The sequence below is a fragment of the Acaryochloris marina MBIC11017 genome (genome assembly GCF_000018105.1).
Classification (GTDB): Bacteria; Cyanobacteriota; Cyanobacteriia; order Thermosynechococcales; family Thermosynechococcaceae; genus Acaryochloris; species Acaryochloris marina.
On the sequence record NC_009925.1, the window covers coordinates 5,259,264 to 5,271,974 of the forward strand.

Sequence of the window (12,711 nt, forward strand, 5' to 3'; positions counted from 1 at the left end):
TGCAATGCTAGATCCTAATTTCAAACCATCTCGGCTAATAGTTTAGGGTAGAGCCTCTTTATATTCTGTAACATCTGTATACGTCAAGGATGCAAATGGAGGGTTTCTACCCAACGTTGACGATAGACCTCATAAAGGGCCATACCCGTTGCCACAGACGCATTCAAGCTGGCTGTTTTCCCCTGTAATGGGATCGACACCATTTGGTCACAATGATGCTGAGTGGAAACACTCAACCCTGGACCTTCAGCGCCAATCACCAATACAGTGGGCTCTGTAAAGGTCACGGTATGGATAGATTGTGGTGCTGAAGTACTCAACCCATAAATCCAAAATCCAGCTTTTTTAAGCTGCTCAAGTCCCTGGTTAAGGTTAACCACCCGAGCAATCGCCAAAGTTTCTAAGGCCCCAGTCGCTACTTTTGCAACCACTGAGGTGATCCCCGCAGCTCGCCTTTGGGGAATAATCACCCCCTGCGCCCCTAAAGCCTCAGCCGTTCGAATCATAGCTCCTAGATTATGGGGATCAGTAATACTATCAGCAGCAATAATGACGGGTTTAGGGGTAGCAGCGTTAGCTTGCTCTATCAACGTCGAGATATCTAAATATTCATAGGCCGCCACTTGAGCAGCGATCCCTTGGTGGGTTGCTTGCTGGGTCAGTTGATTCAGTCGCCGATGATCCACCTCATCAATAATGGTGCCTTGAGATTTGGCTTGGTTGAGAAGACTATGAAAGCGGGGATCGTAACGGAGACGGGACACAACCCATACCCGATTTAAAGATCGTTGATGCTCCAGGGCTGACAGAACTGAATGGCGTCCATAAATTAAATCTCCCTGCTCCTCTTCAGACTGGGCAGGCTCTTTATCTTTAGAGCGTATTCTAGGTTTCTGAGGTGGCCGTGAGGACGTCGATTGACGATGGGGCTTTTTGGCTGATGAATAAGAGCGCTGAGGTTTGCGCGGCTTACTTTTACCGTGATTATTATGGGATGGCCGCGCTTTGGTCATAGGGATGAAACTCTCGTGCTACGGGACAAATACTACGTCCAGGGCAAAATTAAACCGAAGCTATTTTAAGCAGGATCAGGCGATGAGCGATCAAACTTAATTTGGGCTAGCAGCTCTTCCAATCGAGTGGTATCCGTCAAATAGAGATAACCAATCAAGGCTTCAAAACCCGTTGCATATTGATAAGTCTCTAGATTAATTCTTTTAGGGCCTCCTGCCGCAGCATTTCTACCTTGCTTGAGGATTGCTTGCTCATCATCTGACAGCAGAGGATAAAGGTCTCGAACCATTTCAGCCTGTGTCTCAGCCCGAACATAAGACACGACCTTCTGGTGATAGTCTCGCAACCGAGATGGAGGCAGAAGGCAGTAACGTCTTATATATAGCTCAAAGACAGCATCTCCGATATAGGCCAGTGCTGCTGGCGAAACTGACCGCACTTCTGCAAGAGACAGGGACGCTGGTTGGAGGAATGGAAAGGGGAGACAATATAGCATCGCTGTTGCTCAGGTACTAAGCAACAAGGAGGGACATCAGGAATCTATTTTAGATATGATTTTTAACTGGATTAACTATTACGATAGGTTGAAAACGATAGCTCGAGTTATTTATCAACATTTGCGATCGCAGTATCAACGTTGGGCTGCAATGACAGAAAACTTTCCAATCGAACCAGCTTCACGGTTTGGGTCACTCTTGGATTTGAGACAATTTGGAATGATCCCCCAGCAGTTTGCGCTTTTTTAGCCAACTGCACGAGTACTCCCAAGCCCGAGCTGTCAATAAAGTCAATTTTGGAAAGGTCCAAAATAACGTGAAAGGGGCTGTCATCTAGACACTTGGTCATAACCTTACGAAAAACAGGCTCTGAAAACGCATCTAGTAAGCCTGTGAGGCGAAAAAGTTGGTATTTCTCCCTGATATCTCGTGTGCCTCGTAAGCTTACGGTCAGGGTTAGCTGTTCAGGAATAGTTCCCTCCTAGTACCAAAACGCTAAACAGATGATGAGGGTCCAGTATAGGGTCTTTGAGCAGTTCTTGTCCACTGAACCAAAGGAGAGGAAAAAGTACTCTAGGATGGCTCATTATTCTCTCAAGATCTTAAAAATCGAGATCGGGATCAAGTCTCTGCTGAGCTTCAAATCTGGTGAGTTTATGGGGCAGAAATCAAGAAGATAAAATATCAATAGATATGGCTCACCTTAGCTTGATTTTTAGCACTAATGGGTCGTTCGATTGGAGACTAATCCTACCAACTTCTGGTAATGCTCAGGAACTTCTTGGTTAGGAATAAATTGATCAATTGGGGCTACCTCAGTCTTTTGAGGTATTTTGTCCCATACAGATTTTCCTGAAGGAGCGTTAAAACCCTTCCCTGGCGATGAAGGATGAGAATGGCCAGACGTTAGGGACTTGTTACCAGACACCTCAGCGACAAAACTCCATAGCTTATGACTCATGGGCGTCCTGTCCTCATCTAAGCTTGAGCCCATGTCTGGTTCAGACCTCTGTAAGTTTCGCTCCATCAGAAAATCGGCTTCTGGCTGATTCAATACCTTGTTAACTTCTGTCGCTGCAATCGTTGATTTCAGATGTGGAGTCTGTCTCTTACTCAACACGGGTGGCTGGAGTTTAGTCTGCGAATCAACTGACGTGTCTGCTTGATTAAACTTAATTTGCGGGAATTTGTGACAAATCAGGGCTTCGAATTCTCGGTTGAAGTGATAAAGCGGCTGTCCTTTTCGCTTCCAATCAGCCAGCAGTCCGCCCACAGAGATTGTTTTATATCGCCCACGATACAAGGACTCAATCAAAGCTAGCCGTACCCACTCAGGGGAATAGTCTCCGAGCCAACGGTCCAGTAAAGAGTCTTGGGCTTGACTCTCAGCTTCGTAGCAATAGTACGTCAATAACCCCGTGGTGGTTGTCAGGATGGATTCTGCTGTTGAATCTGTCATTGATGCAATAGGTGAGAAGGACAGAGATAAACAAAATCAAACGGTTCCACAATGTCATCCAATGGATTGAACCGTTTAGTTCGCATATACAGTCTAATCAATTTAAGACGATTGCTGAGTCAGAATCAGGGATAAATCCTAAAGAATCTGGCGAAATCGATTTTATGCATCCAGCTATTCCCTGGCGGTCGGTATGATACGGATTGTGCCAATTTGTTCATTGCACCTATTAAATCTATGTCAGCTGAACACGCTTCTCAATCTGCAATCGGTGTCGCCATCGTCGGTACTGGGTTTGGTCAAAAGGTTCATATCCCCGCTTTTCGAGATTTTCCTGGGACCCAGCTCTTGGCGGTATACAACCGAGATGCCGATAAAGCATCTGCGATCGCATCCGCAAACAACATTCCCTTCGCCTCAAATAACCTAGCTGAAATCCTGGAAAAACCTAATATACAAGGGGTTAGCATCTCAACCCCTCCCTTCCAACACTACGAGATGGCAGAAATGGTGCTCAACTCCGGCAAACATTTATTCCTGGAAAAACCGACCACCCTTAACGCAGGGGACGCTCGCAAACTTTATCACCTGATGCAAAAGCAAAACTTGCAGGCAACCCTCAACTTTGAGTTTCGATTTGTACCCGCCTGGATGCAGCTCAAAACCTTGCTCACCCAAAACTACGTAGGTCAAACACGACTGATCAAGATCGACTGGCTCGTCCCAGGGCGGGCTGATCCGAATCGGCCCTGGAGTTGGCATGCTAGCAAAGAATTAGGGGGTGGCTCTCTCGGTGCATTGGCCTCCCATACTTTCGATTATGTTGCCTGGCTTTTTGGTCCAGTAAAGCGGCTCTGTGCTCGACTGATCACGACAATTCCTGCCCGTCCCGATCCGGACAGTGGCAAAGCAAAGCCCGTGGATGCTGATGATACCTGCGTCTTGATGTTGGAGCTACAAAATGGATGTACTTGCCAGATTAATATTAGTGCGACGACCTATTCCGGTCGCGGACATTGGGTAGAAATCTATGGCGATCGGGGCACCTTAGTTCTCGGTAGCCAAAATCCCAAGGATTATATCCACGGCTTCCAGTTACAAGGGAGTCAGTCTGGTGCCGAGTTACAAGACCTTCCCATCTCCGATTGGCTGCAATTTAAACAAACCTATCCTGACGGTCGGATTGCTCCAACCATGAGAGTCGTCGAGCATTGGGTAGAAATGATTCAAAAAGGTCAAGCCACCGCCCCCTCTCTCAAGGAAGGGATCTATTCACAACTGCTCATGGACTTGGCTCACCAGTCTCACCAGCAAGCAGCCTGGGTGGATGTTCCTGGCATAGATAGCTTCTTAGCAGAGTCCTAGGTCATTTTTCGGCTGTTTATATATAAATGAGCAGGCACCATCCATGGAGAGGTGTTGGGATGTAAGATAAATTACCCATTGCAAAGCGAAGTCATAACGACTATGATTTAACTATTGAATGGCACTCGCTTATGGCTCGTATCCTAGACCTCCCCCTTCAATCAATTCGTCGCCCCCTTTATCGGCAAAATGATCAGCAGCGAGTCGAAGCCTTAATGGCCTCCATTGCAGAAATTGGTCTGCAAAATCCGATTGAAGTTCTAGAAGTTGAAGGTCAATATTACGGGTTCTTAGGATGCCATCGTTTTGAAGCCTGTACTCGGTTGGGACATCAGACCATTCGCTGTTGTGTTCGCCGTGCCCCACGTTCAGTACTTCAGCGACATTTAGCCTAACGTCTGAGTAGAAGCACCCCCTGTATTCCAGTATCTTTAGATGTCCATCCCGTAGTGTTTTTTTGAGGTAATCACCATGCAAGCACCTCCTATCAATATCGGTATTTCAGAAAACGATCGTCAACAAATTGCTGAGGGTTTATCCCGCCTCCTCGCCGATACTTACACCCTCTATCTCAAGACGCATAATTTCCATTGGAACGTTACGGGTCCTATGTTCCAAACCCTTCACTTAATGTTTGAAGCACAATATAACGAGCTATCACTCGCTGTAGACGCTGTTGCTGAACGCATTAGAACCTTGGGATTCCCAGCTCCAGGGACCTACAAAGAATATAGCCAACTGACTTCTATTGAAGAAGCAGAGGGAGTTCCCACTGCTGAAGAGATGATTAAAGAACTCGTCGCAGGCCAAGAGGCAGTCGTTCGTACTGCTCGATCTGTATTTCCACTAGCAGATGCGGCAAATGATGAGCCCACCGCTGATCTGCTCACTCAGCGAATGCAGATTCATGAAAAGACAGCTTGGATGCTACGGAGTTTACTGAACTAGGGGGATTCCAGGTTTACTGAACTAGGGGGATTCCAGTACATCCTTTGCTTACCCATAACAGAACAGGCTCCAGTGCAACACTTCTGTACTGGAGCCTATTTGAATCACCCGAAACTAGGCTGCCATCCGGCATAAATCCAAACTGATATCCCTCCATAGAGAGAAAAGAATGGGTCAGATTTATCACGGATGATACTCCCTGGAATAGGCTACCTAACCGATTTGTTCAGTTTTTAATTTAATTTTTAGGAATTAAATTAAAAACTTTTATTAAACTTGTTGCGTAAGCTACAGCCATCTCTCAACTTTTTGCTTAATATAGGTTCATATACAGAGCTTTTATAGACAAACAAGCCCCCGCCATTTAGCGGGGGTTATATGCTTTAAAGTGATCGATTTCGAACAGTGGTGACCATTCGCCCACTCAATGCCCCCAATAGGAGGGCCATCGAAAGTGATCGTAAAAGTGAAGTCGACCATAGCCTAAAAATTGGCCATAAGCTTGCTCCCCTTGAGGAAAAGCAGTGACCCCAAAGAGATAAACCCCACTCGATCGGGGATTGCGATAGGGGCGCAAACCAATAGTGACGGTCTCTCCCGGAGAGATGGGTGGGTCGAAAAATATCGAGATTGCGCCCTTCTCATCGGTAGAAGCTGCGGCTATGGGCAGGAGTTGTTTCTTTTGCTTATTCCGATAGGCTTGAGTGCGCTTGAGATTAAAAGATATCGAGTCTACCCCTTCTTGCTGATTAAACATCACGCGCTGAAGCGGTTCACCAGCGTCCTCTGGGACATGCAACGTAAAGTAATACGTGGCCCCAAAGACGCGGGCACTGTTGTAGGTGGTCCGAGCATTTTCTAGACGAGGAACATTGGCAAAATATGTTGTTCCATCGGCGAGTTCAATGGCTTGTACTGAAGTCTGCAAAAGACTCCCTAACAACACAGTCGTAGCTAAATTGGCCCCCCAGGCAACGACCTGATTAGAAATGAGCGGTGGCATGTGTTTGGCCCTCCAAAATACCAACTACCCAGTTAGGTGCAGAAGAAAGGTATCCAAATTAACTCCGAGCAATGTCGGGATAAACCCATAATTGTCAGTTGTTGTCTTGGTTACCCATTTGCGTTAATTCCAAACGAATGTTGGCTAACTGGTTTGTCAGGGTTTTGAGTTCTTGTTGGAGAGACGGATCAATGGAGGGGGAAGTTGCCGAAGAAGAGGTGGAACTACCAGAAGACATGGGATTAGTGTTTACTCCATATTGAGTCGCCATGCTATCAATCATTTTGCGAGCTTCTGACTCCGTGATTTCCCCTTTGTCTGCCCAAATCTGAGACAGTTGATCAAAGCCAAGATTGAGTTGAGAAATATTTTCCTCGCGCTTTTGGGAGTCTTGAAGGGATTCCACCACTGAAGTTGTGGCTCCCAGGGTTACATGAAATCCTTTTTTCAGAAATTCGGTCACCATATCAGGATTCATAGCAGGTTGTGTTCCCTCAAAAACAGCTCAGACACCATTAGCCTAATGAAAATTGTCCCTGTCTGACAACTCCAAGGGTGGGATAGAGCAGATTGAGTCTTGTTCATGCGGTCGATATTTTCATGAACGAAGGTAGCATGAACAAATTGAGTCGAAAGAACGAATCAGAATGGCAGATCTCTACGTATCTTGGTCAGAGTATCATCAGCATATTGAAAAACTGGCAGTCCATATCTACCGTTCAGGCTGGTCCTTCAATCAAATTATCTGTTTGGCGCGGGGCGGTTTAAGAGTTGGAGATCTACTTTCTCGCATTTATCAACAGCCGTTAGCCATATTAGCCACCTCGTCCTATGGAGGAGCCACCGGGCAAGATCGTCATCAGCTAACCGTCAGCCAAGCCCTCACAATGACGACAGAGAACCTGGGAAATCGAATTTTGCTCGTTGATGATTTAGTAGATTCTGGTATCACCCTTGAACAAACGTTAATTTGGCTTCAACAGCGGTATGGTGATGGAATTACAGACATAAGGACCGCTGTGTTGTGGTACAAAGCTTGTTCTAGAATCAAGCCCCACTTTTATGTAGATTATTTACCAGAGAATCCGTGGATCCATCAGCCCTTTGAAAGCTATGAGAAGACTGATATAGAAGCATTAAGCCAGGAGTATCCTGCGATAGATTTACCAGCACCAAGGGCATCCTGTAATTAGGACAGTGCTAAGTTGCATTTTGATTAAGTTCATCGCAATTTACTGATCAGATGTATAAGTGTCGCTGATTCTAATCCTTGCTGAAATGATTGGATTTGAGATAAATGAGTGATAATCCTGATCGAATTTTTTATGAAGAATTTTCGAAGAGAGTGTGTTTGAGAATCACCTTTCTTTTATCCATCTCCGCTCTATTTCTGTCTGCCTGTGGTGGGGTTCCTGATTTGCAGGAGGTGGTTGAGGGCGTAGATGTTGACCAGAACCCTCTAAAGGGAATTGATCAAATCTCTAAATTAGAGAAGGATCTTAAAGACATCGAATCAGAACTTAAGAACCTCAAACCGGTTGATCCCCTTAGCTATACCGACTTGATCACCGGTTTACCCGACCAGCCATCTGGTTGGGAGGCCGCAGAAGCCAAGGGCGAATCCACAAACTTTGGCGAGTTTGCCATCAGCCAAGCCAGCCGATCTTATCAACAGGGTAATAAAACCATTAAGGTACAGCTCTTTGACTGGGCCCATCATCGTCAACTCTACGCCCCATTTGTGATCAGCGCCCGATTCAGCAAAGAATCGACCGAGGGCTATAGTAAAGGCTTAAAAATTGGTGATGCTTTTGGACGAGAAGAATATACCAATGCATCCAAGAAAGGGAAACTTAGCCTCCTCGTCGATAAGCGATTTATGGTGGAAGTCGATGGGCGCAACATTGAACCCCAGGAACTGCAAGACTGGTGGAAGCAGGTCAAAATCAAGAATTTACGCGCCAAAGCAAAGTAGGGCCGCCCGGATGGACCAGGCTTCCCTCAGCTTCCCTCGGTTCCCAGACGCCTAATGCTCCTGAATATTTTGGGAATTCCCTTAGATAGCTCTAATCAATCGAAACCCCGCGCACTGTAGCAGCTTGTCGCCGCCCAGCTAGAGGGGCACTGGCGGCAGCTCGTTCCCGTAGACGATGGGATTGGAAATGGGCTTGCCATAGGGAAGGGGCATCTAGGGTTTCTCCACCATGGGCGGTTAAGCGTTGGCGCACTTGGCATAAGACAGGGGTGTTGACACACATACCTGAGATAATCACCTGGCCTTTAGTCAAAGCAGGCAATTCTTTCAACAAATCGCGACCCGCCGCTTCCACACCATATTTAAGGCTGTCTTGATCGACTGGATTGACGATGCGCATAATGAACTGGCTCATGCATTGGGACAAGACATCTGAATCCAGTTTGCCAGGACGTTGAGTAATCAACCCCACCCCTAAACCGAATTTGCGGCCTTCACTGAGGATGGTGCGAATAACGGCTTTGCAGCGGGAGGGCTCATGGGCCGGTGCAAAACGATGAGCTTCCTCCAGCAGAATAAACACCGGATAGGGAAGATAGTTTTCGTCTTCGGCTGTAATTTTTTCTTTCAGGGTATTCATGCGGGCTTGGTTAGCCTGGCGAAGGATGGCCGCACAAATCACCTGCTGTTCTTCTTGGCTAATTTCGTTCATTTGCAGAACGGTCACCTGCCCCGGCTCAAATAAATCTTGCGGGGTCAGGTGCTCAAAGGCATGGAAATAGGGAGAATTCGCAAGCTTTTCTAGCTTCCATTCCAGAGCTTGGGCGGAAGAACCGGGCTGCTCATTACCGTTTTTATCTTGAATAACGTCGGCTTCATTGACCTCATAAATCAAGTCATTGATATCCCAACGGGCATTTTTTCGTTTCCGAGCCTGGAGATTGTTAAAGGCTTTGTTGAGGATGGCTTGCTGGCGCTCACTCATCTCTGGCAGCAGCATTTTGATATCGGCATAGTTAAGAGAGGAGATCCGAATGGTGATCTGCTCCGGGGTGAGAATTTGGACCTGGGGGGCATAGCCATCTTCGCTGCTAAAGGCAGGATGACCGCGCATCGCCTCTAAGGTGCCATATTCACCGTGGGGGTCAAAAATTAGCACAGCTGCCCGATTATAGGGGCGGAGCAGTTCTTCGATCAGGACGCCAGCGGTATAGGATTTACCGGAGCCTGTCCCCGCCAAAATTGCCATATGGGTACTAACAAGAGCTTTGACATCGAGGCTAATGGGAACGGCTTCCAAATCTCGCAGCAGTAATGACCCAATGGTGGCTGAGCCCACGTCCCCCACTTGGCGTTTATTCAGAATTCGCCGCAGGGTCGGATCATCGGCACGATACACTTTAGCCCCTGGCTCGGGGGGCTGGCGAGGGTTCATAAACCCAAGATTGGGGTGGAAGTAGCCGATCACATCCACAGCGACTTCATAGATTTCGGGGCTGGAGTATTTAAAGCCGATCAGAGAAGCAATGGCGCTAGGGTCGATTTCGGTATCAGCAAAGATGCGATCCGGCAGATGATCCACGAGGATGCAGGCTGAAATCTTACCTAATATTTCGACCGGGACATTGTCGGTATGGGTGAGGCGATAGGACACAAACTCGCCAATTTTGATGTGTTGGGTATCGGCGGTGATAAACACATACTGGTTTCCACTTTCTCCCGGTCCTTTGACCGTGCCAATCACATTGGTGGCCTGTTTGTGTTGCTCTCGAACCATAAACCCTGTCCACAAACCGCTTTCTGTTGGCTACATGGTATACGAGGGATGCTAAATTGACACCTTTATTCCTTATCCTGGGCCCCAAAGCGTACAGAACTGGGAACTTTGAGGTCCGTTGGAAACGTCTATAGTGATTACGGAGACTGTGATAGAGCCAACAAAGATACAGTGATTAAGATGACACCTCATGGCGATGGGGTTTGTTAGCCTTTGTAAAGAATCGAGAAGCGTCACAACCGCCAAAATTCCTAAGGGTGGTTTTGCTAAGATGCCAATAACTCAATTTGGCCCTCGATCTCACCCTAAAAATCGCCCTTTTGCGTTCCTGCTCTGTTTCAATCTGCCGATGTGGAGTGCATCTGAATGCCAACGCAGCAGTATCATCCCCCAGCAACAACCATTGCCAACCGCTATCGCATCGTGCGGGAACTTGGCCAGGGTGGATTTGGCTGTACCTATTTGGTCGAGGATATTCATCGATTCAATGAGCGCTGTGTCCTCAAAGAATTTGCCCCGGCCAGCGAAAGTAGTGAAATTCTGCTGACGAAGGCAAAAGAGCTATTTGTGCGGGAAGCAGAAGTTCTCTATAAGCTGGATCATCCCCAAATTCCTCACTTTCGAGAATGGTTTATGGGGCCGCAGGATCGGTCCCTCTGTCTAGTTCAAGACTATGTCGAAGGGGCCACTTACCAGGCTTTGTTGCGAGAACGAGTCAAGCAAGGGCAAACTTACACCGAGTCAGAAATCTATCGGTTTCTAACTCAACTTTTGCCGGTACTTGACTACATCCACCGTCAGGGGTTAATTCATCGGGATATTTCGCCTGATAATCTGATTCAACGACAAGGGGATGGGTTGCCCATTCTGATTGACTTTGGGGGCGTGAAACAAATTACGGCCAGTTTTGGCAAGTTTGTAGACCCCAATAACCCGGAGCAAAAATTTGGGGGAACCACCATTTTAGGGAAGCCCGGATATGCACCCGAAGAACAGATTCGACTAGGGAAAGTCTATGAGCATAGCGATCTCTATGCTTTAGGGGTAACGGCTCTAGTGATGCTGATGGGGCAAGACCCCCAGGCGTTCTATGACGCCAATACTCGGACTTTCCAATGGCGACATATCGGCGTGGATGAGGAATTGGCACGGATTTTGGAGACCATGGTGGCAGCCCAAGCCAATGCCCGCTATCCTTCTGCTCAACGAGCCCTGAGAGATTTAGAACAGCTGGGGCATTTGGCCACGCCTTCTCCCGGACGAAAACTACCTACACCTCCACCGCTCCATCAGACAGAGCCTGATTTTCCACCACCGCCGCCAACGGATATCGCTGAGTTTAAGGCTGAAGTGACCCAACACACGGTGGTGGCTGAACCCGTGGCCAAAGATCCAGGGGTGGTCACTAAGGTTGGCAACACAGTCCAAAACTGGACGATTACCCTACTGAAACAAGTGATGATTCTGGGAGCGATCGCAACTCTGTTAGGCGGCGTGATCTGGGCGATTCGTGAGCGCATCGAGACAAATGATGTTGCCCCTGTCAGCCAAGAGGAGCCTGCCCAACCCCAAGAGTCACCCTCTCTATCTCGGGAAGAGTTGTCTCGCAAAGCCCAATTATTCGAGCGGATTGATGCCCTAGGCGTTTCTTCTCGCTACTTCAACCAGGTCACCAACGAAGCCTTTTTCTTGGAATATCCCAACTACCAGGGGCGAGCCTTGACCCGGAGTGAAGCGGATGCTCCTTTGCGAGAACAATGGGATGAGGTGGGATTTCAGGTTTTAGAAGTTATGGGTAAGCTTAATCCTGAAGTTCGCGATCGCATCGGCCAATACCAACTGCGAGATCGCCAGCGTTTAGACCAGCAATTGCGTCGCAAAAAGGTCAATAGACGCCGCTTTTATCGACGAGTAGAAGACGAATTAGTAGATGATTTACCGATGTATCGCAATGTCGATCTTCAAGGCAAACGCGCTCAGCAATTGTGGTTTGCCATTGCCCAAGATCGATTTTTAGAGCTAGAAGATGATTAGTTAAAAGTTCAGTGGAGCTTTGCATGTAAGCGGGTTAATCAAAAAGCTGCTGGCGCAGGCAATCGAATTCTGCATAGGAAAAATCACGGTGCTTCCGATAGGTCTTCTCCTCATAAAGCTTGGCCGTTTTCTCCAGTTGGCAATAAATCAGCTTCACAAAATGGGCAGCTTTGATATTGAACTCGACCAGGATGGTTTTGGTGCGCTGACTGGATTCAGGAGGGCCTTCCGGGAAGCTGGCGAGTTGGACAGCATACCGATGACGTTGTTCGTTCAGCTGCTTACACCGGAGGATGTGGCCTCCAGGTTCGTCCCAAAGCAAAAGCTCAATGGCAGGAACCCGATGATGTAGGCTGCTCGCAAGATAGCTCAGATCTACGATCGGGTCAGAGAAAACATGCGTGATACAGAAATGATGGATATCTCCCCCCACATAGAAGAGCAAATCGCTCCAGCCATGGGGGCGAAGAACATACAACAAATCGATATCATCCCCCTGATACAAATTGGTATCTCTCCCTATGAATGCTGAATAAGAGTTTTGATATTGCACCTATTAAAGGCAACTCACACCTATTAAATCAGACTTCAGCTTGAGGCTGTCCGGCCCCAGCAAACGCACCATTTCAGCAGGGATCG

General features: G+C 47.5%; 14 protein-coding genes. 6 read left to right on the forward strand and 8 right to left on the reverse strand.

Going from position 1 to position 12,711, the window contains the following annotated elements; genetic code table 11:
* Positions 1-83 precede the first annotated feature (83 nt).
* From rlmB to AM1_RS23550, 4 genes are all read right to left on the reverse strand, one after another.
* A complete protein-coding gene (gene rlmB, locus AM1_RS23535) occupies positions 84-1,013 on the reverse strand; it encodes a 23S rRNA (guanosine(2251)-2'-O)-methyltransferase RlmB (RefSeq protein WP_012165419.1) in 930 nt (309 codons plus the stop codon).
* A gap of 65 nt (positions 1,014-1,078) precedes the next feature.
* Positions 1,079-1,510, reverse strand: a complete 432-nt coding sequence (locus AM1_RS23540; protein WP_012165420.1) for a Mini-ribonuclease 3 — start codon at positions 1,508-1,510, stop codon at positions 1,079-1,081.
* A 107-nt stretch (positions 1,511-1,617) separates the two neighbouring features.
* The gene (locus AM1_RS23545; RefSeq protein WP_071819965.1) at positions 1,618-1,983 is read right to left on the reverse strand and encodes an STAS domain-containing protein; all 366 of its coding nucleotides are present in this window, start codon (positions 1,981-1,983) and stop codon (positions 1,618-1,620) included.
* A gap of 249 nt (positions 1,984-2,232) precedes the next feature.
* Positions 2,233-2,970 (reverse strand): hypothetical protein, encoded by a 738-nt coding sequence (locus AM1_RS23550; protein ID WP_012165422.1) that lies wholly within the window; start codon positions 2,968-2,970, stop codon positions 2,233-2,235.
* Positions 2,971-3,207: 237 nt separating this feature from the next.
* Here AM1_RS23550 and AM1_RS23555 point away from each other — a divergent pair, with 237 nt between their 5' ends.
* The 3 genes from AM1_RS23555 (at position 3,208) to AM1_RS23565 (ending at position 5,283) form a co-directional block, all read left to right on the forward strand.
* Positions 3,208-4,335, forward strand: a complete 1,128-nt coding sequence (locus AM1_RS23555; RefSeq protein WP_012165423.1) for a Gfo/Idh/MocA family protein — start codon at positions 3,208-3,210, stop codon at positions 4,333-4,335.
* Positions 4,336-4,466: 131 nt separating this feature from the next.
* A complete protein-coding gene (locus AM1_RS23560; protein ID WP_012165424.1) occupies positions 4,467-4,730 on the forward strand; it encodes a ParB N-terminal domain-containing protein in 264 nt (87 codons plus the stop codon).
* A gap of 76 nt (positions 4,731-4,806) precedes the next feature.
* Positions 4,807-5,283 carry a Dps family protein gene (locus tag AM1_RS23565; RefSeq protein ID WP_012165425.1) on the forward strand — a complete coding sequence of 159 codons (477 nt, stop codon included), beginning with the start codon at positions 4,807-4,809 and terminating at the stop codon, positions 5,281-5,283.
* A 424-nt stretch (positions 5,284-5,707) separates the two neighbouring features.
* Here the strand turns inward: AM1_RS23565 and AM1_RS23570 are convergent, their stop codons facing one another.
* Both AM1_RS23570 and AM1_RS23575 read right to left on the reverse strand, forming a co-directional pair.
* Positions 5,708-6,286, reverse strand: a complete 579-nt coding sequence (locus AM1_RS23570) for a DUF2808 domain-containing protein (protein WP_012165426.1) — start codon at positions 6,284-6,286, stop codon at positions 5,708-5,710.
* Between the two features lie 94 nt (positions 6,287-6,380).
* Positions 6,381-6,752: a hypothetical protein gene (locus tag AM1_RS23575; RefSeq protein WP_238549051.1), complete on the reverse strand. Its 372-nt coding sequence runs from the start codon at positions 6,750-6,752 to the stop codon at positions 6,381-6,383.
* 181 nt (positions 6,753-6,933) lie between these two features.
* Here AM1_RS23575 and AM1_RS23580 point away from each other — a divergent pair, with 181 nt between their 5' ends.
* Positions 6,934-7,479 carry a phosphoribosyltransferase gene (locus AM1_RS23580; protein WP_012165428.1) on the forward strand — a complete coding sequence of 182 codons (546 nt, stop codon included), beginning with the start codon at positions 6,934-6,936 and terminating at the stop codon, positions 7,477-7,479.
* Between the two features lie 104 nt (positions 7,480-7,583).
* On the forward strand, positions 7,584-8,261 hold the full coding sequence (locus tag AM1_RS23585; protein WP_041660290.1) for a hypothetical protein: 678 nt from the start codon (positions 7,584-7,586) through the stop codon (positions 8,259-8,261).
* A 91-nt stretch (positions 8,262-8,352) separates the two neighbouring features.
* Here AM1_RS23585 and AM1_RS23590 read toward each other — a convergent pair whose 3' ends face one another.
* Positions 8,353-10,038, reverse strand: coding sequence for an ATP-binding protein (locus AM1_RS23590; protein WP_012165430.1), 1,686 nt, complete (start codon positions 10,036-10,038; stop codon positions 8,353-8,355).
* A gap of 366 nt (positions 10,039-10,404) precedes the next feature.
* Between AM1_RS23590 and AM1_RS23595 the strand changes: the two genes are divergently transcribed.
* Complete coding sequence (locus AM1_RS23595) at positions 10,405-12,072, forward strand: serine/threonine-protein kinase (RefSeq protein WP_012165431.1); 1,668 nt, start codon at positions 10,405-10,407, stop codon at positions 12,070-12,072.
* 34 nt (positions 12,073-12,106) lie between these two features.
* Here the strand turns inward: AM1_RS23595 and AM1_RS23600 are convergent, their stop codons facing one another.
* Positions 12,107-12,577 (reverse strand): hypothetical protein, encoded by a 471-nt coding sequence (locus tag AM1_RS23600; RefSeq protein ID WP_012165432.1) that lies wholly within the window; start codon positions 12,575-12,577, stop codon positions 12,107-12,109.
* Positions 12,578-12,711: the final 134 nt, after the last annotated feature.